General features: G+C 65.5%; 23 protein-coding genes and 1 tRNA gene. 15 read left to right on the top strand and 9 right to left on the bottom strand.

Annotated elements, in window-relative coordinates; translation table 11 throughout:
• Window positions 1–108 precede the first annotated feature (108 nt).
• Entirely contained in the window at window positions 109–1326 is a 1218-nt protein-coding gene (locus DDZ17_RS02480) for an OmpP1/FadL family transporter (RefSeq protein ID WP_116364356.1), read from the bottom strand.
• Between the two features lie 292 nt (window positions 1327–1618).
• Between DDZ17_RS02480 and DDZ17_RS02475 the strand changes: the two genes are divergently transcribed.
• Window positions 1619–2281, top strand: a complete 663-nt coding sequence (locus DDZ17_RS02475) for a glutathione S-transferase family protein (RefSeq protein WP_116364355.1) — start codon at window positions 1619–1621, stop codon at window positions 2279–2281.
• Window positions 2282–2404: 123 nt separating this feature from the next.
• Window positions 2405–2481: transfer RNA gene (locus tag DDZ17_RS02470), tRNA-Arg, on the top strand.
• Window positions 2482–2517: 36 nt separating this feature from the next.
• On the opposite strand, the gene DDZ17_RS22675 is transcribed toward DDZ17_RS02470, so the two are convergent.
• Window positions 2518–3153: a TetR/AcrR family transcriptional regulator gene (locus DDZ17_RS22675; RefSeq protein WP_206613413.1), complete on the bottom strand. Its 636-nt coding sequence runs from the start codon at window positions 3151–3153 to the stop codon at window positions 2518–2520.
• A 299-nt stretch (window positions 3154–3452) separates the two neighbouring features.
• On the opposite strand from DDZ17_RS22675, the gene DDZ17_RS02460 reads away from it, so the two are divergent.
• Window positions 3453–5390 carry a transglycosylase SLT domain-containing protein gene (locus DDZ17_RS02460; RefSeq protein WP_170150135.1) on the top strand — a complete coding sequence of 646 codons (1938 nt, stop codon included), beginning with the start codon at window positions 3453–3455 and terminating at the stop codon, window positions 5388–5390.
• 15 nt (window positions 5391–5405) lie between these two features.
• Here DDZ17_RS02460 and DDZ17_RS02455 read toward each other — a convergent pair whose 3' ends face one another.
• Entirely contained in the window at window positions 5406–5804 is a 399-nt protein-coding gene (locus tag DDZ17_RS02455; RefSeq protein ID WP_116364353.1) for a hypothetical protein, read from the bottom strand.
• Between the two features lie 356 nt (window positions 5805–6160).
• Complete coding sequence (locus DDZ17_RS02450) at window positions 6161–6535, bottom strand: translation initiation factor Sui1 (protein WP_116364352.1); 375 nt, start codon at window positions 6533–6535, stop codon at window positions 6161–6163.
• A 73-nt stretch (window positions 6536–6608) separates the two neighbouring features.
• Between DDZ17_RS02450 and DDZ17_RS02445 the strand changes: the two genes are divergently transcribed.
• The 4 genes from DDZ17_RS02445 to DDZ17_RS02430 all read left to right on the top strand — a co-directional run bounded on the left by DDZ17_RS02445 (window position 6609) and on the right by DDZ17_RS02430 (window position 10681).
• Window positions 6609–6848, top strand: a complete 240-nt coding sequence (locus tag DDZ17_RS02445) for a SlyX family protein (protein ID WP_116364351.1) — start codon at window positions 6609–6611, stop codon at window positions 6846–6848.
• Window positions 6849–6968: 120 nt separating this feature from the next.
• Entirely contained in the window at window positions 6969–8204 is a 1236-nt protein-coding gene (locus tag DDZ17_RS02440) for an acyl-CoA dehydrogenase family protein (protein WP_116364350.1), read from the top strand.
• A 22-nt stretch (window positions 8205–8226) separates the two neighbouring features.
• On the top strand, window positions 8227–9354 hold the full coding sequence (locus tag DDZ17_RS02435; protein ID WP_116364349.1) for an acyl-CoA dehydrogenase family protein: 1128 nt from the start codon (window positions 8227–8229) through the stop codon (window positions 9352–9354).
• A gap of 112 nt (window positions 9355–9466) precedes the next feature.
• Complete coding sequence (locus tag DDZ17_RS02430; RefSeq protein ID WP_116364348.1) at window positions 9467–10681, top strand: hypothetical protein; 1215 nt, start codon at window positions 9467–9469, stop codon at window positions 10679–10681.
• 43 nt (window positions 10682–10724) lie between these two features.
• Here DDZ17_RS02430 and DDZ17_RS02425 read toward each other — a convergent pair whose 3' ends face one another.
• The 3 genes from DDZ17_RS02425 to DDZ17_RS02415 form a co-directional block, all read right to left on the bottom strand.
• Window positions 10725–11447 (bottom strand): PaaI family thioesterase, encoded by a 723-nt coding sequence (locus DDZ17_RS02425; RefSeq protein ID WP_116364347.1) that lies wholly within the window; start codon window positions 11445–11447, stop codon window positions 10725–10727.
• A gap of 13 nt (window positions 11448–11460) precedes the next feature.
• The gene (locus DDZ17_RS02420; protein WP_116364346.1) at window positions 11461–12612 is read right to left on the bottom strand and encodes an alpha/beta fold hydrolase; all 1152 of its coding nucleotides are present in this window, start codon (window positions 12610–12612) and stop codon (window positions 11461–11463) included.
• A gap of 106 nt (window positions 12613–12718) precedes the next feature.
• A complete protein-coding gene (locus tag DDZ17_RS02415) occupies window positions 12719–14140 on the bottom strand; it encodes an SDR family NAD(P)-dependent oxidoreductase (protein WP_116364345.1) in 1422 nt (473 codons plus the stop codon).
• A gap of 247 nt (window positions 14141–14387) precedes the next feature.
• On the opposite strand from DDZ17_RS02415, the gene DDZ17_RS02410 reads away from it, so the two are divergent.
• Both DDZ17_RS02410 and DDZ17_RS02405 read left to right on the top strand, forming a co-directional pair.
• Window positions 14388–15170 (top strand): class D sortase, encoded by a 783-nt coding sequence (locus tag DDZ17_RS02410; RefSeq protein ID WP_206613412.1) that lies wholly within the window; start codon window positions 14388–14390, stop codon window positions 15168–15170.
• A gap of 12 nt (window positions 15171–15182) precedes the next feature.
• Window positions 15183–15743, top strand: coding sequence for a hypothetical protein (locus DDZ17_RS02405; protein ID WP_116364344.1), 561 nt, complete (start codon window positions 15183–15185; stop codon window positions 15741–15743).
• Window positions 15744–15907: 164 nt separating this feature from the next.
• On the opposite strand, the gene DDZ17_RS02400 is transcribed toward DDZ17_RS02405, so the two are convergent.
• The gene (locus tag DDZ17_RS02400) at window positions 15908–16240 is read right to left on the bottom strand and encodes a hypothetical protein (protein WP_116364343.1); all 333 of its coding nucleotides are present in this window, start codon (window positions 16238–16240) and stop codon (window positions 15908–15910) included.
• A 140-nt stretch (window positions 16241–16380) separates the two neighbouring features.
• Here DDZ17_RS02400 and DDZ17_RS02395 point away from each other — a divergent pair, with 140 nt between their 5' ends.
• A complete protein-coding gene (locus tag DDZ17_RS02395) occupies window positions 16381–17565 on the top strand; it encodes an alpha/beta hydrolase (protein WP_116364342.1) in 1185 nt (394 codons plus the stop codon).
• Window positions 17562–18314, top strand: a complete 753-nt coding sequence (locus DDZ17_RS02390) for a lysophospholipid acyltransferase family protein (RefSeq protein ID WP_116364341.1) — start codon at window positions 17562–17564, stop codon at window positions 18312–18314. The genes DDZ17_RS02395 and DDZ17_RS02390 overlap by 4 nt, the downstream gene beginning before the upstream one ends.
• Here DDZ17_RS02390 and DDZ17_RS02385 read toward each other — a convergent pair whose 3' ends face one another.
• The gene (locus tag DDZ17_RS02385; protein WP_116364340.1) at window positions 18315–18749 is read right to left on the bottom strand and encodes an Lrp/AsnC family transcriptional regulator; all 435 of its coding nucleotides are present in this window, start codon (window positions 18747–18749) and stop codon (window positions 18315–18317) included.
• Window positions 18750–18869: 120 nt separating this feature from the next.
• Between DDZ17_RS02385 and DDZ17_RS02380 the strand changes: the two genes are divergently transcribed.
• From DDZ17_RS02380 to DDZ17_RS02365, 4 genes are all read left to right on the top strand, one after another.
• Window positions 18870–20870: an aminotransferase class I/II-fold pyridoxal phosphate-dependent enzyme gene (locus tag DDZ17_RS02380; protein WP_241505756.1), complete on the top strand. Its 2001-nt coding sequence runs from the start codon at window positions 18870–18872 to the stop codon at window positions 20868–20870.
• Between the two features lie 127 nt (window positions 20871–20997).
• On the top strand, window positions 20998–21747 hold the full coding sequence (locus tag DDZ17_RS02375; protein ID WP_116364338.1) for a dienelactone hydrolase family protein: 750 nt from the start codon (window positions 20998–21000) through the stop codon (window positions 21745–21747).
• A 19-nt stretch (window positions 21748–21766) separates the two neighbouring features.
• The gene (gene maiA / locus DDZ17_RS02370; protein WP_116364337.1) at window positions 21767–22411 is read left to right on the top strand and encodes a maleylacetoacetate isomerase; all 645 of its coding nucleotides are present in this window, start codon (window positions 21767–21769) and stop codon (window positions 22409–22411) included.
• Window positions 22412–22498: 87 nt separating this feature from the next.
• Window positions 22499–24010 carry an acetyl-CoA acetyltransferase gene (locus tag DDZ17_RS02365; RefSeq protein ID WP_116364336.1) on the top strand — a complete coding sequence of 504 codons (1512 nt, stop codon included), beginning with the start codon at window positions 22499–22501 and terminating at the stop codon, window positions 24008–24010.
• Window positions 24011–24176: the final 166 nt, after the last annotated feature.

Genomic DNA, 24176 nt, shown 5'->3' with positions numbered 1-24176 from the left:
AACATCGCCCCCAGGCAGCGCTTCACGCTCAGCCCGAAATCCCAGGCGTCCAGGTTCATGGCCACGCTGTCATCGCCGCCGCCAGGCTGTCGCATCGGCCGCGTCCCCTCAGAAATGCCACCTGGCATTCATACCGAGCTGGTAAATCACGGCCTTTTCGTATTCCCCTTCAAACTGCGCGGCGGAGATGCGGGCATTGCCGAGGTCGGCGTAATTGAAGTAGCCCCCCAGGGTGAGCGCGTCGCTGAGCTGGTATTCGCCGCCCACGCCAACGTGAATCTGGCGGTCGAGAGGCATGTCGGCGGTGCGAAAGTCGGCGTCCATGGGGTTGGTATCGTAAGACACCCCGGCAGTGACAAGCCAGCGTGGATTGAATTGGTATTCCATGCCGATGGCTACATGTGTGGTGTCGCGGGAGTTTTTCTCCAGGCTGGCGCCGGTGCTGGCGACGGCCACAAACACCTCGTCCAGTTCACTCCAGTCGTCCCAGCCCAGGGTCAGGTCCAGCGCCAGGCGCTCATTTAAACGGTGGTGCAGGCCCAGGCGCACGTTTTGGGCCATGGTCAGATCGGTGTTGGTGACCACATCGACCCCCAGCCCTTTTAATGCCAGCTGGCCGCCAAAGTCGGGGTTAAGTTCACTCTGGTAGCTCAGACCCAAGCGGGTCTGCTCGGACAATTCATACAGCGCGCCGGCGGTGAAGCCAAAACCGTTGTCGGTGCCATCCAGTGTGCCCTCGCCATCGGGGCGGTTGGGTAAGGGGTTGGGAATACGCAGGCTTAGGTCCAGCTCGGCCATATACCACTGCAGCGATGCGCCGAAGGTCAGGCGGTCGGTGAAGCGCCAGGACAAGGTGGGGGCGAGGGTGGCGATCAACAGGCTGCTCTCGATGGTCTGGTAGCGACCTACCCAGTTGTCGTCATAATCCAGCCCAACGCCAGCCAGGCCGCTGAAATAAATCCCGGCCCGCCAGTTGTCGCTGTTGTTGCCATGCACGTAGAACAGGCCACCAGAGGGCGAGAGCACCCCGGCATCGCCGCCGTTGCCGCCGCCCGGGCCCAGGGTGGCATCGCCTTGCTGCTGGAACTCGAAGGCCGGTTGTAGCAACGCCGCACTCACCAGTAACTCACTGCTGTCCAGGCGAATGGCGCTGGCCGGGTTGTGCAGCAGGGTGGAGGCGTCGTCCACCCCGGCGGCGGCACCGGCCGAGGCGCGCCCGCCAGCGGTGTCGCCATATTCGTTAAGCCACAGCCCGCCGGACTGCGCCGCAGGCGCCGCCAGCAGGCAGGCGACAACCGCGAGCCTGGCAAAGGATGTGCTTTGCATGGTGGTCTCTCCCGTTCGGCGTGGCGAGGTTACCGCGCCTACCCCTTGTTGTTGCACCCGGTCTCTGCGAGTCTAGTCCAGATGCGCGTATTTGCCTGCGTCCACCGATTGCGGCACCGCCCATGCCTATCAATGCAGTGCCCGGTGGCAAAATCGGATAGCGCCGGGGGCGGGGCCGGCGCTTATACTGGTGGTCCACTTTCCCTATCCACACCCGCAACACTCACTATTAGCCACGCTGCAATACGCAACACGTTCCATAACACGTTCCGCAAACAGAGAGAGCCGCGCGATGATTACCCTCTACGGATTCCCCTTCAGCAACTATCACAACATGGTCAAGCACGCCCTGCTGCACAAGGGCCTGGACTTTGAAGAGTCCATTGTTTACCCAGGCTCACCGGAATTGCTGGCGGTCAACCCGCTGGGCAAGGTGCCCGCCATGCGTACCGCCCAGGGCACGGCGCTGTCGGAGAGCTCGGTATTGCTGGAGTACCTGGAGGACGCCCATCCCCAGCCCGGTCTATTGCCGCGCAATCCAGATGACCGGGCGCGGGTGCGGCGCCTGGCCAAGCTGGCTGAACTCTATTTTGAGCTGTCCGCCCGGCGTTTACTGCCGGCGGTATTTGGCGGTGCCGACATTCCCGCTGTGGTGCTGGATGAGGTCAAAGAAACCCTGCAGCGGGGTGTGCGCGGCTTGCGCGAGTTGGCGGCCTTTGGCCCCTATGTGACCGGTTCGCAACTCACCCTGGCGGATATTGTGCTGCGCTATGCCCTGGCCATTCCTAAACTGGTGGGCCCCAATTACCTGAACTTCGATGTTATTGCTGCGGTGCCGGGCCTGGCGCAATGGGATGCGCTGATGGCCGATTCCGATATCGCCCGCAAAATCGACGCCGACCAGGCCGCCAATACCGAGGAATTCATGGCCTACCTGAAAACGCGCAAGGGCTGAACAGTGCTGTCATCGCCCGCCGCGCACGGCCTGTGCGCGGCGGGTTTGTTTTCTCTCGGGCTGGCTCTGGGTTGCCATGCCAGGTTTAGCTCCCCATAATGCCGGCCTTCTTTCGCGCTCAACGCCCCGGTAGCTCAGCTGGATAGAGCAAGCCCCTCCTAAGGGCTAGGTCGGACGTTCGAATCGTCTCCGGGGTACCACCTTCTCAGAGCGTCTATTGCAAGGTGCCTCGCCCCTCAGCTCACCATCATCGCCCGCATCATGCGGTGCAGCAGCTGTTTTTGCCGCGCCAGGTTGTCCTCGTCCCAGGGGTCGCCGGCCTCCAGCAGTGCAAAGGCCGGCCCCGATACAAAGTAGCCGGTGGCAACGTTGAACAGTGCCAGCAGGTTGACGGCCATGCGTTCGCGCTCCAGATGCTGTTCTTCCGCAACGCTTGCCGCGGCGGCCATGCCTTCGTTGAACAGCCTGGCCAGCCAGCGGTGCAGCACGGTGTTGCCGGCCAGCCCGGCCTCTTCGCGCAGGGCGCGCTGCAGCAGGGGCGCCAGGTGAGGCTGGGCCACCAGCAAGTCCATCAGCAGGCCCGGCAGCTCAATCATCTCCGGCAGTGATCGCGCTTCCGCCAGGTGGCGGGAGAGGGCGGCGCCAACGGGGTCGAGGATGCGGTGCAGCACCGCGGCGTAGATGGCTTCCTTGCTGGCGAAGTGGTTGTAGATGCCGGGTTCCTGCAGGCCGGCGCTGGTGGCGATATTGCGCAGTGAGGTGCCGTGGTAGCCGTTGTCGGCAAAGTGCGCTTCTGCGGCGTCGAGAATCGCCGCGGCGGTGCGCTCGCCCTTGCCCATTTTGCCGCCGTCCTGTTCGCCGGACTTTGCCATACCCTTAGTCCTACCCTCGGCGCTACCCTTGGCCCCGTTATCAGTTGATTGGTAAATATTAGCCGATGATTGGCCGTGCAAGGCCAAATTGCGGAAAAATCGCGCAAAATTTGCCAATAAATGAACGCCTGATAATGAAATTCCGCCCCTGGCGCGGGTGCAGGCTGGGGCTCCCGAGCGCAAACCCACGGATTTTTGCAGGGACGCTTGCATTCATTTTGCTGGCGTATCAATCTGGTGCGCATCTGGCGCGGGCACCCCGCGCGTGCGTTGGCTATCGAGAGACGGAGTGTTCGGCCTTGCGGCGTGGAATTTGGCTGGTTTTGGCGGTGGCCCTGGGTTGTACGGGGTCGACAGCGGCATCTTCATCGCAACTGCAGCAACCGGAATCGTTACGACAGGACTACCACACTGCCCAGCAGGCGCTGGAAAACCGGCAACTCGATGAATACCGCCGGCTGCGCAGCGGCCTCGACAGCTACCCCCTGGCCATCTACCTCGACTACTACGCCCTGCGCCGCCAGCCTACGCGGGTGACCCGCCAGCAGGCGCAGGACTTTGTCAATGCGAGCGTTTATTCGCCGCTCACCAACCGCTTTCTTGGCGGCTATCTGGATCGGGCCGGGCAGGACCGGCGCTGGGACGACTTCCTGGCCCTGATGCCCCAGGAGCCCAACACCATCGAGCTCAAGTGCTATTACTTTCGCGCCCGGCTGGCCGGCGGCGATACTGCGACTGCGTGGGAAGGGGCCCGGCGCCTGTGGATTCACGGCGAGTCCCGGCCCAAGGCCTGCGACCCGCTGTTTGCGGCCTGGATGAAGGCGGGCCAGCTGGATGACACGGCGGTCTGGGGTCGCATGTTGCTGGCCTTTGATGCGCGCCAGCGCTCGCTGATGCGCTATGTGTCGCGCCAGGCAAGCCCGGCCTTAAAGCCCTGGGCTGAACACCTGCAAACCGTTTATGCCAGCCCGGATGGCATGCGAAAAATCCGCATGCCCCTGGGCGACCCGCACGCGGCGGACATTGTCAGCCGGGGGCTTGCCTATCTGGCGCGCTATCGCCCAGAGCGGGCCCTGGACTACTGGCTGCGCTATCAGGGGGAGATGTCCTTCAGCCCCGAGCAGATCCACAGCGTGGAATCCGCCATTGCCCTGCGCAGCCTGTTTGCCAAATCCGACGCCAACCGCTCCTGGCTGGACGGCGCACTGGCCCGGCTGGGGGACGACACCCTGGTGGAGATTCGCCTGCGCTGGGCGCTGGAAGAGCAGGACTGGAACGGCATGGATCAGGCCCTGCAGTGGCTGTCGGCCGAGGGCCGCCAGGCCAGTGTCTGGCATTACTGGCAGGCCCGCATCTGGGAACAGCGCGGCGAAAGCGAACTGGCCCGTGGCGGCTTTGCGGCCCTTGCCGGCGAGCGCGACTACTACGGTTTTCTGGCCGCCGACCGGCTCGGCCTGCCCTATCAATTCAACGAGCAGGCGGCCACGCTGAGTGATGAGGAGCGCGCGGCGCTCACGGCCCTGCCGGCGGTGCAGCGAACGGCGGAACTGATCTACCACGATGAGCCCAACAACGCCCATGCCGAATGGTACGGCCTGCTCAACCGTTTCCAGGACCAGCCGCAGCAACTGCTGGCCCTGGGCCGCCTGGCGATGGAGGAGGGCTGGTTCCGCATGGCCATCGACGCCGCCAACCGGGCCGAGGCCTGGGATGCCCTGGCGTTGCGCTTTCCCACCCCCTATGCCGACACCTTCGAGCGCTACGGCGGCCTGCGCAAGGTGCCGGGCACCGAGTTGATGGCCATTGCCCGGCGCGAGAGCGCGTTTTACCCCCTGGCGCGCTCGCCGGTGGGTGCGCGGGGCCTGATGCAGATCATGCCGGCCACCGGCAAGCAGGTGGCCAGGGGGCTCGGCGTGGCCGACAGCACTGCGGCCCTGTTCCAGGTGGACTACAACGTGATGCTCGGCAGCGCCTACTACCGTGAGTTGCTGGATCGTTTTAGCGGCAACCGCGTGTTTGCCCTGACCGCCTACAATGCCGGCCCCCACCGGGTGGATCGCTGGCGGCGCAAGGCGGGTGACAAGGTGCCGGTGGAGGTGTGGGCCGAAACCATCCCCTACCGCGAAACGCGCAATTATGTGCAGGCCGTGCTGGCCTATAACGTGGTGTTCCAGCACCTGCGCGGGCAGGCGCCCGATCCGGTGCTGAGCCCCGCCGAGCGGGCGGCGGGCTACTGAGGGGGTGGGCGGCGGTCAGGCCCTGAAGCGTGCCGCAGCCTGCGCCGGCGCCGGTTGCTGCTTGTGGCCACCGGCACGCTGGTACAGCAGCCAGGCGATGGCGGTGCAGTAGCTCAGGTTGGTGGTCAGTTCGCTGTCCGGGTCGCTCAGGAAGGCGCGCTGGCTGGCAAGCCCGCGGATGCGGCTGGCCATGTCCGGCTTGAAGGCGAGGTAGCGGTCCCAGATATCCCGGTGCTGGGCAGCGGTGATGTGGAACAGCCCGAGGCCGTCATTGCGCGCCGAGAACAGCCCCAGGTCGGGGGCCGATACCGCGGCGTCGAGCAGGAAAGTTTCGGTGCCGGGGTTCCAGACGCCGAGATATTTCAGGGTAGGCCGAATAACCTGTTCCCTCAGGTGTTCTGCGGTAACGTACATAACCCACTTCCTCGCAGGGATGTCAAATCCGTCAGATACTGCCGTTTCACTCTTGTTATCGCGCCGGGCGCGGTTACAGCAGGGCGGGGTGGTCTTGTCCGTTTTTCACGCTGTTCGCCAGCGGTGTTAGCCCCGACATTCGCGAACAATGTGCGCCCTTGCAGGCATTTTTAGCACAGCGAAAAAATAAATCCAATAAAAATAACGGCTTGAGAGACTTTTCTTTAGAAGATTTTATGAAGGCAGAGCTAAGTTGCAATTCCTGATGGTTTTAAACAAAGCAAAGTGGTTGGCTTTGTGGCGCTAATCAGGGATTTTTTGGCCAAACATCGTCGAAACGGTAAAAAAGAGCGGTTTTATCCGCCAGACAGTTTTACCGTGTGGCCCAGCGACTCCAGTTTGGCCTTGATGGCGTTGCGCTGGTCGCCCTGTATCTCGATATCGCCTTCCTTTACTGCGCCGCCCACTCCACAGTGCTGCTTGAGCGTCTTGGCCAGGGCCTTCAACTCGGCACCGGCCAGCGGCAGGCCGCGCACCACGGTCACCGCCTTGCCGCCACGGCCCTTGGTTTCGCGCTGGATACGCACCACCCCGTCGCCGACGTAGGCGGGGCGATCCTTGCCGCACACACAGTCCGCCACCGGGCGCGCGCACTGGGGGCAGCGCCGGCCGACATCGGTGGAGTACACTAGGGCACTGCCCCGGTCGCGGTTTTTGCCTGACTTTGCCATTGTCGATCACCGTGTCTTGTTGCGGGGGCGGCAGTATATTAGCCTGCCGGCCTCTTTGACATGGACCCGCCCCATGAGTAACGACGCCACCCTGGTCCAGCTGCAGGATCTGCTGCAGGACCTCCAGAGCCAACTCGCCTTCCAGGACGACACCATCGCCGCCTTGAACGATGCCCTTGCCGCCCAGCAGCGCGACATACTGCTGTTGCGGCGCCAGGTGGAATTGCTCAAGCAGCGCCAGGACGAGCAGGCCGGGGCCCTCGATGACCTGCCGGGCACAGATGCCGCCAGCGAGCGCCCCCCGCACTACTGAGCCCGTGGCGCGCTGGTGCAGCGCGACTATTGATACTGCCAGTTGCCAGGGCGGCGGCCCTTGCCCCACACTGCGGCATCCCGACCATACTCATTGATCGAATAATCACAAGGAGGTCTGATGTCGGATTCAGCCCGTAAAGATACCCCCGAACAGGCGGCGTTCCGCCAGCACTGTCGTGATTGGCTGGCCGCCAATACCCCTGGCGAGCCGCCGGTGCGCCTGCCCCAGAGCGCCCTGGAAATCATGACCGAGCCGCAGCTCAATTACCTGCAGGCCTGGCAAAAAGCCGCCTACGACGCCGGCCTGGTGGGGTGCGACTATCCCGTCGCCGTTGGCGGCGGTGGCCGCAAGGACTGCCAGCGCATCGCCAACCAGGAAATGCTGCGTGCCCGCACGCCGTTCTTCCCCAACGTCATTGGCCTTGGCATGGCGGCGCCCACCGTGTTCTACCACGGCCAGGAGGCATTGAAGGAGCGCCTGTTGCCGCGGCTTTTTTCCGGCGAGGACATCTGGTGCCAGGGCTTCAGCGAGCCGGGGGCCGGCTCTGACCTGGCCAGCGTGCAGACCTTTGCCGAGCGCAAGGGCGACAAGTGGGTGATCAACGGCCACAAAGTGTGGACCTCCCTGGCTCATTTCGCCGAGTGGATGATCCTGCTGCTGCGCACCGACAAATCCCACAAGTACGATGGCCTGTCCTACTTCGTGGTGCCCATTCGCTCCGCCATCGGCAAGGGCGTCACGGTGCGGCCGTTGATCAAGATCACCGGCGAAACCGGCTTTAACGAAGTGATCTTCGAGAACCTGGAAGTGGACGACAGCTTCCGCCTGGACGAACTCGGCAAGGGCTGGCAGGTGGCCATGACCACCCTGCTGCACGAGCGCGGCGCCGGCGAGTTGCAAACACCGCGCTCCGGCGGCATGAAAAGCCGCTCGACCCACGAAACCAACGCCGGCGCGGCGATGGAACTGGCCCGCCAGACCGCGCGGGGGCAGGGCAGCGCCGCCGATGACCCGCTGCTGCGCGACCGCCTGATGCAGGCGGTGATTCGCGAGAAGGCCTTTGAGCAAAGCCAGCGCCGCTCGCGGGTGCAAGCCCTGCTGGACCACCCCATGCGCCTGCCGCTGCAGAACAAGCTGCTGGCCAGCGAGCTGGCCCAGGGCGTGTCTGAGCTGGCGCTGGATATTCAGGGTCCGGCGGCCTCTCTGTACCTGGCCGACGCCAATGCCCCTGCCGGTGGCCAGTGGCCACTGGCCTACATGAACACCTTTGGCATGACCATTGCCGCAGGTACCAGCGAAGTACAGCGCAACATCCTTGGCGAGCGTGTGCTCGGCATGCCCAAGTCCAAATAACTCGCCGAACAAGGAGAACAACATGGCGCAACCCAATGATTTCGGCTTCGGCGAAGAAGCGGCCCTGCTGAAAGATTCCGCCCGCAAATTCTTTGCCGACAACCTGCCGGTGGACGCCCTGCACCGGCTGGTGGCAGACAATCCCGACCCTGAGCGGGCGCCGTCTCTGGCCTGGCGCGAAGACCTGTGGCGGCAGATGGTGGAACTCGGCTGGAGCATGCTGGCGGTGCCGGAATCCGCCGGTGGGCTCGGCATGCCGCTGGTGGCGGTGGCCGGCCTGGTGGAAGAACTCGGCCGCGCGGCCTTTCCCTGTCCGCTGCTGGGCACCCTGAGTGCCACCTATGTCCTGGCCGCCTGCGGCGAGAGCGGACAGGGCGCGCTGGAGGACATCTGCGGTGGCCTGTCGGCCGCGCTGGCGCTCACCGGCGCCGACGGCAGCTGGCACCCCGGGGATACCCCCCTCAGCGCCAGTCAGGGCCGCCTGTCTGGCACCGCCTGTTACGTGCAGGATGCCGGCAAGGCCGACCGAATTCTGGCCCTGGCTCACGCCGAGGGTGGCCTCGCCCTGTACTGGGTGGATGCCAGTGCCGAGGGTGTCAGCATCGAGGCCGACGCGATTGTCGACCTGACCCGCGACCAGGCCCGGGTGACCTTCAACGATGTGCCGGCCACCCCGGTGGGCGACAATGGCCTGGCGGCACTGAACGCGGCCCTGCCGGCCATCTGGACCCTGCTGGCCGCAGACATGGCCGGCGCCGCCGAATGGCAACTGCAAACCACTGTTGAATACGTCAGCACCCGCAAGCAGTTTGACCGGCCACTGGGCTTCTTCCAGGCGGTGAAGCACCCCCTGGTGGATGTGATGGTGCAGATCGACGAGACCCGCTCGCTGGTGTACAACGCCGCCTGCGCCTTCGACCACGAGCCGCAAAAAGCCGCCCAGTACGCCCACATGGCCAAGTCCCGCGCCAGCGACCTGGCCGCCTATGCATCCAGCCGCTCGGTGCAGTACCACGGCGGCATCGGGTTTACCTGGGAGTGCTTCGTCCACCTGTACTTCAAACGGCAAAAGCACAGCCAGATGCTGTTCGGTGATGGCCCCTGGCACCGGGCGCAATTGGCCAACATTCTGCTGCCAAGCGCCGCCTGAACCCGCGCGGCGTGGACAGCGCCGCGGGCTTTCGTTATAAATACGCAAACGGCTGGAGTGCTTTTGGTTCCTGCTGTTTGCGTCGTATAACGAACACAACAGCCGGGGCCCGATGCAGCGCAACACTGCCGAGAACACCATTACCTTCAGCACCGATGACCTGGTGCTGTTCCGCCAATCCCCCTTCGCCAGCTGGATGGAACGCCTGACGCTGGAGAACCCCAGCCACGGTATCCCGCCGGATGCCGGCAGCAGTGCCCCCGTGCACAGCACCAGCCGCCCGCAGAACGCCTTTGCCGCCACCCTGCGTGCCAGCGGCCGGCGCTTTGTGCAGATTGACTGGGAGCTGGGCGCGGGCCAGCGCAGCGCGGCGACCCTGGAAGCCATGCGCAAGGGCATCGACTTCATCGTGGACGGCCAGCTGAGCGTTGGCCCCCTGAGTGACAGCATAAACCTGCTGATGCGCACCAGTGGCTTTTCCGAATTGGGGGACTACCTGTACCTGCCCTGCGATACCACCGGCAAACACGGTGCCGATGCCGCCTTTCGCCTCTGCTTTGCTGCCGACCTGCTGCATTCGCTGCAGGGGCAGCTGCCACCCCAGCTGATAGAGGTGCGCCACGGCGAGGATCTCAACGCGCTGCAGGCCGAGCAGCACATTCACTACTACCGGGCGATGAAGCAGCGCTTCATGCTGGCCCAGCGCAACTTCCGCAAGCACCGCATGCCGGACCCTTCCGAGTCGGCCCACTGCGGTCGCTGGAACGCCTGCGCCAACGAAGTGCTGCGCCAGCGCCTTCACCAGCGCCCGGCTGTCGGGGATGCGGCACCGGCCCGCCAGCAGGTTGAACCGCAGGACGCGGTAGTGGAACGAGAGCGCGCAGCGCTCGCAGGCGGCGGCACCCTGGCGGAGCAGGCCCGGCACATGGCGGGGCAGGCAAGCCCGGCCGGGAGCCACCGGGGCGGTAGCAGTGCTCCGTCACCCCGCCTGCAGCCGCTGGCCTTTATTGCCGAAAGCCATCAGCCGCCGGCGTTGATGGGCGTGAGCCCCGCCAGCCTGCCGGAAGACGGTGCGGCGCCGCGCGGCTTGCGGCCAGCGCCTGCGCCGGCGTTGGCAACCGGTGATCGCGACGCAGCCCCGGCGCGTGACACCGGCGAGACGCTGGCAGCGGACTGCACACTGCCACACCCCCTGGACACCCCGGGATTTAACGTTACGGCCTACCGGCGCCCGGCGCGGGCAGCCTCGGCCCACCAGGCCTTCAGCGCGATGCTGCGCACCGGCGAGGATGCGGCGACAGGCAGTAGCGAGCCAGAGCTGACCTGAGGTTCAGCGCTCGCGTTTGCAGCTGCTTCGGTCTGGATATTCTTCAGCGATCCTGGCCATCGGCCACATCAATCGGCTGGCCGTTGCCACCACACTTGCCGGCCAGGGTCTGGATGGGCTGCTGGGGTTCAATAAACAGCCCTTCGGCGGTGGCGGTTACTTCACCATTGGCCAGCATTTCGCCGCGCATGATCGTCTTGCGGCCGCTGGTTTCCGCCATTTGCGCACGCAGGGTCAGCTCGGTGGCCAGCGGGGTGGGGCGCAGGTAGCGCACCGTGAGCGACCCGGTCATGCCCGGCCGGCCGCCGGCAATCTGGGCCATGCCCAGAAACTGATCGAAGATGGCCGCCACATAACCGCCGTGAACAAAACCGGGCGGCCCTTCGTAGGCGTAATGGCAGCGCGCCACACCGTGGGCCACCTTGCCTTCCAGCCAGATGTTCAGCTCCGGGGCCAGCGGGTTGCTGTGCCCGCCCACGGCATTCAGCTCGTGGTTGATCTCGCCGTAACTGCCATGCCCGCCGGTTTCAACAAAGGCCAGGGTGCCCCGGCACTGGGGGCGGGCGGCAAGCGTGTCGGCCAGGCCCTGCAACTCGGCGGTGCGCGCTTCAATATCTTCAACGCTGGCATTGGTGGTAACGGCAAGTTCATTGAGCTGGCGCAGTACCCGTGTCAGTTCGCGCTTGGCAGCCCATTCGCGGGTGTGGGGCGGGGTGATTTCCTCCGAGGCGTAGGGGTTAAAGACAGGGTTGGTCAAAGTGAACATGGTGTTGCTCCGGTTAACGCAGGCTGCTGAAAGCGCTGCGGACTTCCTCAACAAACAGCGCAGGCTGTTCAAACGCGGCGAAGTGACCGCCCCGGTCCAACTCGTTCCAGTGAACAAGCTGGGTGAAGCGCTTTTCGGCCCAGCGCCGGCTGCTGCGGAAAATTTCTTTCGGGAAGATCGAGCAACCCACCGGCATGTGGATCGGGTCGAGGTTGGGGGCGGCAAAGCTTTCCCAGTACAGGCGGGCGGAACTGGCGGCGCTGTTGTTGAGCCAGTAGAACATGACGTTGTCCAGCATCTCGTCGCGGCTGAGGGCGTTTTCCGGGTGCTTTTGTCCGTCGCGCTCGCAGTCTGCCCAGGCGTAGAACTTTTCGAGAATCCAGGCCAGTTGCCCGGTGGGTGAATCCGCCAGGGCATAGCCCAGGGTCTGGGGGCGGGTCGATTGCTGCTTGGAATAGCCCGAGTCCCACTGCTGGTAGAAGTTCATGGATTCCAGCGCCGCCTGCTCGGTGGGCGTCAGCTGATCCATGGTGTCCGGGTCTGGCATTACGATGGGCATGTTTATGTGAATGCCCGCGCAGTGGGTGGTTTCGGTCTGGCCGATGCTCTGGGTAACCATGCTGCCCCAGTCGCCGCCCTGTGCCACGTAGCGATCGTAGCCGAGGCTGGCCATCAGCTGGCCCCACATGCGCCCGATGCGCTCCACCCCGGTGCCGGCGCTGCTGGGCTTGCCACTGAAGCCGTAGCCCGGCAGCGACGGCGCCACCACGTGGAAGGCGTCGCTGGCCTTGCCGCCGTGGGCAACCGGGTCGGTGAGGGGGGCAATCACTTTGTTGAACTCCACCACCGAGCCCGGCCAGCCGTGGGTGATGATCAGCGGCAGGGCGCCCTCGTGGGGGCTGCGGGCGTGGATGTAGTGGATATCCAGCCCGTCGATGGGGCTGATGAACTGGGGCCACTGGTTCAATGCGCGCTCGCGCTCGCGCCAGTCGTAATCGTGGCGCCAGTAGTTGGCCACCTCGCGCACGTAATCCAGGGGAATGCCCTGGCTCCAGTCGGGCACGGTTTGCGCATCCGGCCAGCGGGTGGCGTCGAGGCGGGCGTGCAGGTCATCGATGACGGCGTCGTCAATGGCAATGCGAAAGGGGCGAGCTGTTGCAGGCACGGGGGCCTCCTGGAAACGTCTTATTGTGCAGGCCCTTCACAGTAGTAACGCCGCGCTGGCATTGCAATACGGCGGCCCGGCGCGGGTTGATTCGCCGCCGGGCGGTTCAATTGCTGAGGCTGGGGATGCCTTGGCCCGGGCGGTAGCCGTCCAGCAACTGCAGCAGGGCGGCGCGCTCCTGCTCGCCCTCGCGGGTGCGTTCGAGCAGGTGGGTGCTGCGCGGCTCCCTGTCCAGGAACAGCTCGCCGCTGACTTCGCCGGCCTCGCGGGCGCGGGCCAGCCACACCATGGTGTCGGCCCCCTGTTGTGCATTGCGCAGCACCGGGGCGGTGAGGCGGCGAAAGGTGGGCAGGGCGCTGGCCACGCCCGGGGTGTCTGCCCAGCCCGGGTGCATGGCGTTCACCACGATGCCCTGTTCCCGCCATTGTTCGGCCAGGTGCCGGGTGGCCAGCATCAGCGCGCGCTTTGCCTGGGCGTAGGCAACGCTGCCGTTATAGCGTGCCGACTGGCCTGTCAACTGCCGCAGGTTCAGGCGCTGGGTGTACATGCCGCCAGAGACCACATTGATTACCCGCCCGGCATCGCTTTGTGCCAGCAGGGGCTGTAAACCCAGGGTCAGGCGCCAGGGTGAGAGCAGCAGCAGGGCGTAACTCTGCTCAATGCCTTCGGTGGTGATGGTCTTGTCGTTGAACAGCGCGCCGGCGTTGTTGATCAGCACATCAACCGGCCTGCCGCGCGCGACCAGCTGTTCACACAGGGCGTCCACCTCGCCAAGCAGGCTGAGGTCCGCCAGGGCGAGTTGGATGTCGCTGTTGCCGCTTGCCGCCTGTAATGACTCGACCAGCGCTTTGCCCCGGGGGCGATCGCGCACCACCAGGGTGAGGGCGGCGCCGGCCTGCGCCAGCGCGCGGGCGCAGGCTTCACCCAGGCCCGAGGTGGCGCCGGTAATCACCATGTGGCGGCCGCGAATGTCGGTGGAGCAGGGCGCCCAGCGCTGTTGCCCGCGGCGGTAGCCGTAGCGGGTGAAGTGGGCAAGGCCGGGCAGTAGCCAGCGGTCTGCTCGCACGGTATCGGCCTGGGCCGTGGGTGGCGGGTTGGCATCTTGCAGCGCTGTGGCCAGCCCCGCCATGGTGCGCCGGCCCATGGCGGTGAAGCGCGCCGGGTGGCGCCTGAGGTAGCGCTCCATCGGCGCGGGAAACTGGAAGCGGGCGCGATAGTCGATATGGCAGCCCTCGCCCTCGGCGCGCAGGGTGATCTCGTCATCCACGCTGAACAGGCTGGACTGACCCTGCAGGCACAGGCAGCGGCCGGGCTCGAAGTGGGTGAGTGTGTAGTCCACGCGAATGCTGCCAAGGGGTAGCTTGCAGGTCAGCGCGAAACGGCTGCCCGCGCCGAGTGGCCCGTCATCCAGCCGTTCGGCCGCAACGGTGGTGGGGTCCCAATCGGCGGCGGAGGTGAAATCAGCCAGGTAGTGGGATACGGCATCCGGGCTGCGGGTAACGGTGCATTGCTCGTGCAATTCCAGCATGGGGCTTCCTGTGTGTGCCTTGGGCGCGGCTTGCGCATTTGGCGTGGCTCGCGCGTTGGGCACGTTGTGCGCATTTGAACAGTATACGCAGGGGTTTCCGGCTCGGTTCATTGGCGGCGAGCGTTGGATTTCGGTCAATTGGCCCGGGATGCGGCTGGCAATTTCCCAATAGCGGGTTAGACTCAATGGCAACAGGGCTATGGATCTGCGCTTGGCGGCGCAGGCAAATGGGGGATACACCGCGTCCATGTTAACGAACTGGCGCAAGCGGTTGGTACAAGGTGGAGAGTGGGCCTGCTATGGCGCAGGGCTGCTGTGCACCGGCTTCTTTGTCAGTCAGCTGGCGATGGGCGAAGCGGAGCGGCGCAGCGATATTGCCGCCTTTGAAAGCCTGCAGGCGGCCGTCGCGCAGGACCCAGTTCAAGATCCTGTTAGGCGGTCGGCTCAAGTCCCGGCTGCAAGCACCGCCAACCCGGAGCCCAGCCAGCACGTCCTGCCAGAGGCCGATGAGCCACCCGCCCACCTGCCTTCATTACCCACCGATGCCATTCCTGCGCCGGATACCACCCACTGGGCTCCCGGGCGCATTGCCGATTACCAGGCCAGCCTGCAGCAGGCTCTGCCGCCGGTGCTCGGCATTCTCAACCTGCCTTCACTGGCACTGGAATTACCGGTGTATTCCACCGACTCGGATTTGACCATGGACCGCGGCGCCGGCGTGATCGACGGTATGGCCTACCCCCACGAGGGCGGCAATATCGGCATCGCCGGTCACCGCGACGGCTATTTCCGCGCGTTGAAGGACATCCAACCCGGTGACCCGATTGTGTTGCAGACCCTGTTTGGCCCCAAGCACTTCAGGGTCGATCACACCCAGATAATAGAGATCGAGGATACCCACGTGCTCGCCGATACCGACGAGCAGCGGCTGACCCTCGTGACCTGCTACCCCTTCTACTTCGTCGGGCACGCGCCACAGCGTTTTGTTGTGACCGCATCGCTGGACAATAACTATGTCAATCGAAACTAAGGAGGAATTGACATGCTCAAGAAGTTGATCGTAGCAACCGGTGTGACCGCCGCCCTGAGCCTTAGCGGGCAAGTGGCAGCCCAGTCCGCCCCGACCTGTGCCGATATCGAGTGGTCCGCCTCTGTCACAGCGGAGTATCCCGATATCGCAGAGTCCTGCCGGGGCGTTTATGAAAAGAACGGCGAGCTATATGCCAAGGCGACCGTTGAGGTGCTGCGGGTGCGCGGCAACCGCGTGACCTTCCGCCCGGTGCATGCGGATGGCACCAAGGGTGAAAGCCACAGCATCCAGGTGCCCAGCAGCTGGCGTGCGGACATTGCCGGGCGTAAATACCGCGCCAGCGAGCTTAGCCGTGGCCAGGAGCTGAACGTGTACCTGCCCCACGATCGCTGGGCACTGGCGGTTGCCGATGAGGACGGCCCGGACGAGGTGGAAATCATTGTCATCGAAGAGGAGCAGGTGGCGGAGATGCCGACCACAGCCAGCCCGCTGTTCCTGTTTGGCCTGGCCGGTGGCGTGCTGCTGTCACTGGGTGGCCTGCTGAGCGCGCTGCGTCGCCGTATCGCTGCCTGAGCAGACACGGCGCTGTAACACGAAGGGGCCTGCGGGCCCCTTTTTCGTGGGACTTTTTATAAGGCTTGTCGTGGGATTTGCGCAGAGGCAATGCAAAGGCGATAGAGGGAAGGCAATAAAGAGAAGGCAATGGAGGGAAGAACGGCAGGCTGTTAGTGCCAGCCTCAGTCCTCGTCCCACACACGTCGCAGGGGTTCGCCAAAGTCGTCGTAGATGGTTTTGCGCCGGGGCTTGGGCAGGCGCGAGCGCTTCGGCTCGGGGCTGCGTTTCAGGCGGCTTTTGCGGCGCTCTTCAATGGCCGCCACCACCTCCGGCACCAGGGTGCGCGTGGCGCGCGGCTCCACGAACAGACGCCGCCCCTGGTGGCCGCCGCCAGGGGTCTCGTTGCCACTCACGCCGCGCGGCACGGCGGTCACGGTGCCGCCGGTGCGCAGGAAGCGCTCGGTGGCGCGTTCCAGGTCGGCGCGCAGGTCGGCTTTGGAGAGGGGCTTTTTCACTGGGCCTCGGGTGAGAGTCAGCACTACAAACCGCTTAGTATAGCGCTGGCCCCAGGCAAAACCAGTGTGGCCGCTGCGGCATTTTGTCTGGCGGGGCCATTCTGGTTTAATGCACCCCTCTGCTCTGAGGAGGGTCTCCCATGTTCTGGTTTCTGGTCGCCGTGGCCGCGGTGTGTGCATTTACCGTGTTCAAACTGCGAGGCGCCAATCTCGCCTATCTCGACAATTTCGACCATCCCGACGAGACTCCCCCACAGGCGGCTGCCGCGGCAAGCCCGTCTGCCGCCCACCAGGGCGTGGTGGATTATCTTGGCCAATTAACCCGCGCCAGCCAGGGCAAGCGCGGCAAGGAGCGCCTGCAAATTGTCCGCCGGAATATGGACCGCATCAGCGAAGGGCGCAGCTTCAGCAGTCGCTTTGTGCCGGTGGACGAGGGTGGCGTGCGCGGCGAATGGGTGCTGGCGCCCGGTTGTCGCCCCGATCAGCGCCTGCTGTACATTCACGGCGGCGCCTGGGTGGCGGGCAGCCCCCTCAGCCATCGCAGCATTACCGACAAGCTCTCTGCGCTGAGTGGTTGCGCCGTGCTGTCGCTGGATTACCGCCTGATGCCCGAGCACCGGCGCCTGGACGGTATCGAGGACTGCCGCCGCGCCTACCAGTGGCTGCGGGCCAATGGCCCCCAGGGGCCGGCCCCGGCGACCTTTATGGCCGTGGGCGGCGATTCCGCCGGCGGCAACCTGACCCTGTCGCTGATCGCCTGGATTCGCGACGAAGGATTGCCCCAGGTAGATGCCGCGCTGGCCTTTTCGCCGGCCACCGACACCACGCTGACATCCCCCAGCCTGAAGGACAACCTGGCCACTGACCCCATGCTCGGCCCCCTCTTTGGCACGCTCACCCGCATCCCGCGGCCCCTGTTGTGGTGGGGGAGTTGGCTCAGCAACCGCATCATGCCTTCCGACCCCGTGGTTTCGCCCCTGCGTGGCGACCTGCGCGGCCTGCCGCCGGTGCTGGTGCAGGCCAGCGCGGCGGAGATGCTGCTGGACGATGCCCGCCGCTATGTGCGCCGGGCCCAGGCCGCCGGCTCACCTGTGGAACTGCAGACCTGGCCGCACATGGTGCACGTGTGGCAGATATTCAACCCGGAATTGCCCGAGGCCGACGAGGCCCTGGCCAGCGCCGCCCGCTTCCTGATGGAGGCCGGTGCGAAAGGGCCGGATGCCGCGGCCGGCGAAGTCAGCACCGATAGTGATGAAGGCAGTGACCCTGGCGATCCTAGCGACCACAACCGCCGCGCCGAGGACGACGAGGGCGCGGCACCATGAATGCACTGCGTTCCCTGCTGGTGTTCCTGTGGATGGTGATCAGTGTGATCCCCATCGGCATTGCGCTGCTGCTCGGTTCCCTGTTTCTGCGCGACGACAAACTGTGGTGGTGGTTTGCGGTGCCCTGGCTGCGCGGGGTGATTCTGGTGGCCCGGGTGATTGGTGGCGTGCGCTATCGCCTGCACGGCGCCGACCACCTGCCGGGCCCCGAGGACATGCGCCGTATTGTGTTGTGTCCCAAGCACCAGTCCACCTGGGAGACGTTTTTCTTCCCCAGCATGACGCCCCATCCCCTGGCCTATGTGTTCAAAAAAGAGCTGCTGGCCATTCCCATCTTCGGCTGGTGCATGGCGCGCCTGGGTATGATCCACATCGACCGCAGCAAGCGCGCCGAAGCCTGGAACAAGGTGGCCGAGCAGGGCGCGGCGCTCATGGATCGCGGCAAATGGGTGATCATGTTCCCCGAGGGCACGCGCACCGAACGCGGCAAGCGCGGCAACTACAAATCCGGCGCTACCCGCCTGGCGGTGGCCACCGGCGCCAGCGTAATCCCGGTGGCAGTTACCTCCGGGCGCTGCTGGCCGCGGCGTTCCTTTTTCTTTATCCCCGGTGTGGTGGACGTCTCCATCGGCGCGCCGATTTCCGCCGCCGGCCGTGAGCCGGGGGAGTTAATGGACGAAGTCGAGCGTTGGATTGAGGATGAAATGCAGCGCCTGGACCCTGAGGCCTACCCGCGCCAGGCGGCCTGATCAGCGCTGGAATTTGGTGCTGAGCACAATGGAGGTGGTGGTTTTCTCCACCCCCTCGATGGCGCCGATGGCATCCAGCACGGCGTCCATTTCCTCGGTGGTGGGTGCCTCCACCGCCGTCACCAGGTCGTAGACCCCACTCACCGTTTGCAGAGTTTTTACCGCGCTGATATCGCTAAGGGCACGGGTAATGCCCTGGGCCAGCTTGGGGTTGACCTGGATCATCACGTGGGCGCGCAGCAGGCGCGCCCGAAACTGTTCGTTGAAACGCAGGGTGTAACCCTCGATCACCCCGCGCCGTTCCAGGCGGGCGATGCGGTCCTGCACGGTGGAGCGCGACAGCCCCAACTGCCGGGCCAGGGCGCTGGTACTGGCCCGGGCATTGGCGGCCAGCAAGTCCAGCAGCTGGCGGTCAGTGGCGTCGAGGTCTTGCATGGTGGTGGCCTGGCTCCGTTAAATTGACGGGATTATTGCGTTAAACCGTCAGATTTGTCGATTCAATCTGGCGATGTCTATCCCTACACTGGGAGCTTGTGATCGACACCAGGAGAGATTGTGAGCCCACAGCCCGTGTTGGTCGCCGTGGTCAGCGGCGATGCCCCCTTCCGTGAACAGCTGCTGTCGGCCCTGGCCCGCGGCGCTGCGACAGACGCCCGCCGCCACGGCGACTTCGACCTGCAGTTTGTGGACTGCGCCAGTGCCGCCGAGCTGCTGCAACTGGCCCGGGAGCGCGGCGCCTTGCAGGCCGCGGTGCTGGATGTGCCCGCGCTGATTGGCAGCGCCAGCGATCCGGCGGCGCTGCTGGGTAAACTGCGCGCCGTGCGCCCGGAACTGGACCTGTTCCTGATGGTGGGCGAGGAGGATGAGGCCGGCGACATGCCCGACGCGGGCCGCTCTCGCGCGGAAATGCAAGGCACAGACATGCAAAGCGCGCACATGCAAGGCACAGATATCCCCGGGCGAATAGAGTGGCTCGATCGCGCCGACGTGAAGCCCAGCCAGTTGTGCCGCCTGGTGCGTGGTGCCATTGCCCGGCGCGCCCGCACACCCTTTGCCGACACCCTGCGGGACTACGTGTACAGCGCCAAGGACGCCTGGCACACCCCGGGCCACTCCGGCGGCGACAGCCTGCGGGACAGCCCCTGGGTGGCGGACTTCTACCAGCTGATGGGGGAGCACATTTTCAATACCGACCTGTCGGTGTCGGTGCAGTCCCTGGATTCGCTGCTGGAGCCCCACAGTGTGATTCAGGAGGCCCAGGAGCTGGCCGCCGAGGCCTTCGGCGCGCGGCACACCTTCTTCGTTACCAATGGCACCTCCACCGCCAACAAGGTCATCGTGCAGCACTTGCTGGGCGCCGGCGGCAAGGTGATTCTGGACCAGGCCTGCCACAAGTCGGTGCATCACGCGGTGATCCTGTTCGGCGCCGAACCGGTCTACCTGCCGGCCTCGGTCAACAGCCGCTATGGCATGTACGGACCGGTGCCAAAGGCTGCTATCGACGCGGCTCTGGAGGCCCATCCCGACGCCAAATTGCTGGTGCTCACCTCCTGCACCTACGACGGCTTCCGCTACGACCTGGCGCCCATCGTCGAGGCGGCCCACGCGCGGGGTATTAAAGTGCTGATCGACGAGGCCTGGTACGCTCACGGCCGCGCCCACCCGGCTTTTCGCCCCAATGCGCTGGACTGCGGCGCCGATTACGTGACCCAGAGCACCCACAAAATGCTCTCGGCCTTTTCCCAGGCCAGCATGATTCACGTGGCGGACCCCGGCTTCGACGAACACCGCTTCCGCGAAAACCTCAACATGCACACCTCCACCAGCCCCCAGTACGCGATGATCGCCAGCCTGGACGTGGCGCGAAAACAGCTGAGCCTTGAAGGCTACAGCCAGTTGCAGCGCTGCCTGGGCATTGCCGCGCGCCTGCGCGAGGGTATTGAGCGCACGGGGGTGTTCCGGGTGCTGGGGCTTGCCGACATGCTGCCCGAGAGCCTGGGGGACGATGGCATCCAGCTGGACCCGCTGAAACTCAGCGTGGATGTCAGCGCCTCGGGCCTGAATGCCCGCGAAGTGCAGCTGGCCCTGTTCGAAGACTACGGCATCCAGATAGAAAAGGTGACCCACAACACCATTACCGTGCTGGTGACCCTGGGTGCCACCCAGAGCAAAGTCCTGCGCCTGCTGAACGCCCTGCAGAAGCTGGCCGCCCGCGGCCCGGTGAGCGAGGGCGAAGACTCGCCCCCGGCGCCGGTGAGCGCGCTGCCGCCCCTGTCGGCCTTTGCCATGCTGCCGCGCACCGCGTTCTTCGGGCCGTCGCGGGAGCGCCCCCTGGACAGCGAAGCGGGCGGTATCAACGAGGGCCTGCTGGGCGCGGTGAGCGCCGACCAGGTGGTGCCCTATCCGCCTGGCATTCCGGCACTGAACCCGGGCCAGGTGATCACCCGCGAGGTGGCAAGCTACCTGTTGGCCCAGTTCCGCAGTGGCAATGGCATCGAATTGCACGGGCTGGTGGAGCGCGGCGGGCGGCCCTGGCTGCGCGTGGTGGATGCCTGACTCAAACACGCCTGATTCGCGCATGCGCTATTGCGCAGGCCAGCGAGGCCACCCGCGCGCTGGCTGGCGGGCGCTGCCTGTAATAGGCTATGGCCCCTTTGTCGCAAGCAGGAGCCCACCCCCAGCCATGGCCATCCACACCCGTGAAGTGCAATACCACTATCAGTCCCATACTTTTTCCGGCCTGCTGGCCTGGGACGACAGTCTCGGCCAGCAGCCGCGCCCCGCCGTGGCGGTGGCCCACACCTGGGCCGGCCGCGGCGACTTTGAGCAGGGCAGGGCGCAGGCCCTGGCGGCAATGGGTTACACCGCCCTGGCCCTGGATGTTTACGGGGTGGGCGTGCGCGGCAGCAATCCCGAGCAATGCCAGCAGCTAATGGCTCCGCTCAAGGCCGACCGCGCCCAGTTGCATGGCCGCCTGCTGGCGGGCATTGCCGCCATGGCCGAGCAGCCCGAGGTGGACGCCAGCCGCATGGCCGCCATCGGCTACTGCTTTGGCGGGCTCTGCGCGCTGGATCTGGCCCGGGTCGGCGCTCCTTTGCGCTCGGTGGTGAGCCTGCACGGCCTGTTTGACGCGCCTGAGGGCAGCGCTGTAGGCAGCAACACCATCAGCGCCAGCGTGCTGTGCCTGCACGGCTACGACGACCCGATGGCAGCGCCGGAATCGCTGCTGGCACTGGCTGCGGAAATGTCCGCCGCCGGCGCCGACTGGCAGGTGCACGCCTACGGCAACACCGTGCACGCCTTCACCAATCCCGCCGCCAACAACCCGCAGATGGGCACCCTCTACAGCCCCGTTGCCGACCGCCGCTCCTGGCAGGCGCTGGGTAACTTCCTGCGCGAAACCCTCGAGCCGGCCGCTGGGCAGGCTGTGTAAACACCCGGAGACAGCCACCATGGAACTGTATGACTACATCCGTTCATCCGCCGCCTACCGCGTGCGCATTGGCCTCAACTTCAAGGGCGTGGAGTGGCGCACGGTGCCGATCAACCTGCTGGAGGCGGAGCAGCGCGGCGAGGCCTACCGCGCGGTGAACCCCCAGGGGCTGGTGCCGGCCCTGCGCATTGGGGCAGGTAGTGAGAGTGACAGTGAAGGTGGCAAAGAAGGCGGCGAGGTGCTCACCCAGTCCCTGGCCATTCTGGAATGGCTGGAGGAAACCCACCCCGAGCCGCCCCTGCTGCCGCCCGATGCGCTGGGGCGAGCCCGGGTACGGGCGCTGATGTACGCGGTGGCCTGCGACATCCACCCCGTCAACAACCTGCGGGTGCTGCACTACCTGACCGGTGAGCTGGGGCACAGCGAGGCGGAAAAACTGGCCTGGTACCACCACTGGCTGCACCAGGGCTTTGCCGCGCTGGAGCTGCAGGTCAGCGGGCCGCGCTTTTGCCATGGGGACGCCCTCAGCCTGGCGGATGTATGCCTGGTGCCGCAGATGTTCAACGCCCGCCGCTTTGAGCTGGACCTGGCCCCGTATCCGACCCTGGTGGCCATCTGCCAGCACCTTGAATCGCTTGATGCCTTTGCCCGGGCGGCGCCCTGAGCCTGCCCTGGCGATGGCGCACCTGCTTTTTTGCATTTCACACAACCGACAAAACCTACTCAACCGACAAAACAATAAGGGAACAGCATGAGTGATAACCGGCCCGTACTGATTGGCGTTGCCCAGCAGACCTGGCGCGATAAAGACCCGAGCCGCAGCCTGGTGGATGCCCTGGCCGAGGTGAGCGCCGCCGCCCTGGATGACTGCGGTGCCAAAGGTATCAGCGCCGCCGTGGATACCGTGGCCACCGTGCCCTTTCTGGCGGGGCTGGTGCCGGGTTTGGCGGAGCTGTTGCCCGCCAACATTGGCGATGCCCTGTGCCAGCGCCTGGGCCTGTCTGCGCAAACCTTTACCGCCCACGTGGGTGGCAATACCCCGCAGCAACTGGTGAACCACTTTGCCGGCCGGCTTGCCCGGGGCGAAAGCCGGGGCGTGCTGATCAGCGGCGGTGAGTTGATCGCCACCCTGTCCCAGGCGTTGAAAACCGGCGCCGATGTCAGCCACTGGAAGCAGGGCGGCAGTGTCGAACCCGTGTGGCTGAGTGACAACCGCCGCCCCTGCAGCCCGCTGGAGCAGGCCCACGGCCTGTTCGAGCCGGTCAACACCTACCCCCTGTTTGAGAGCGCCCTGCGCCACGCCCGCGGCTGGTCGCAGCAACAGCACCTGGCGGCACTGGGTGGCTTGATTAGCCGCATGAGCGCGGTGGCGGCGGCCAACCCCCACGCCTGGCGCCAGCAGCAGTGGACGCCAGAGGCGGCCATTTCCACCGCCGATCGCAACCGCATGATCAGCTACCCCTACACCAAGGTGATGAACGCCATCCTGGCGGTGGATATGGCAACCGCGGTGGTGATGACCACCGCCCAGCAGGCCCGCGACCTCGGGGTGGCGCCGGAGCAGATGATCTACCTGCGCGGCGGCGCCGATGGCAACGACATCTGGAACGTCAGCGAGCGCCCGGTGCTGCACCAGTCGCCGGCCATTCGCGCCTGTGCGGGCGCGGCGCTGGCACAGGCTGGCCTGGCCGTGGACGACATGGGCCTGTTCGACATTTACAGCTGCTTTCCCTCGGCAGTCCAGGTGGCCTGCGATGCTATTGGTATTAAAATTGACGACCCGCGCGGGGTGACCCTGACCGGCGGCCTGACCCTGTTTGGCGGCCCGGGCAACAACTACTCCAGCCACGGCATCGTGGAAATGGTGCAGCAATTGCGGGCCGGGCGGGGCGAGCACGGCTTAGTCACCGCTAATGGCAACTACCTCACCAAGCACTCGGTGGGGGTGTACAGCCGCCAGCCCGGGCCCGCGCCGTGGCCCGAAGCGGGCTGTCGCAACCTGCAGCCGGAGCTGGATGCGCAGGACACCATCGCGGTGGATGAGTCACCCAGCGGCCGTGGGACCATCGAGGCCTTTACCGCCAGCTACGAGGGCGAGGCGCCGGCCCGGGGCATTGTGGTCGGGCGCATGGAAGACGGCCGCCGCTTTTTAGCCAACACCGACGCCGATGCCGCCGTGCTGGCGCGCCTGGTATCGGAGGACCTGGTGGGCGTGGCCGGTGAGGTGACGCACACGGCCGAGGGTAACCGCTTCCGCTTTTAGCCTGGCTGGCCCCGGTGCCGTCTCCAGCCCCGGCCGCCTTGTCCCGGTGTTACTTGGGGTCAATTTTTTTAAATCCCGGCATCATTGCCCCGGCTGCGGGGCAATCGCAACATAGTGGCCCCCTGCGGCCTGTGGCCGCAGTTTCTGTTCATCACCGCCAGAGGCC

Source organism: Parahaliea mediterranea (genome assembly GCF_003402235.1).
GTDB classification, from domain to species: domain Bacteria; phylum Pseudomonadota; class Gammaproteobacteria; order Pseudomonadales; family Halieaceae; genus Parahaliea; species Parahaliea mediterranea.
Note: the sequence above shows the minus strand (reverse complement) of the source record. Positions and strands in the feature narration are given on the sequence as shown.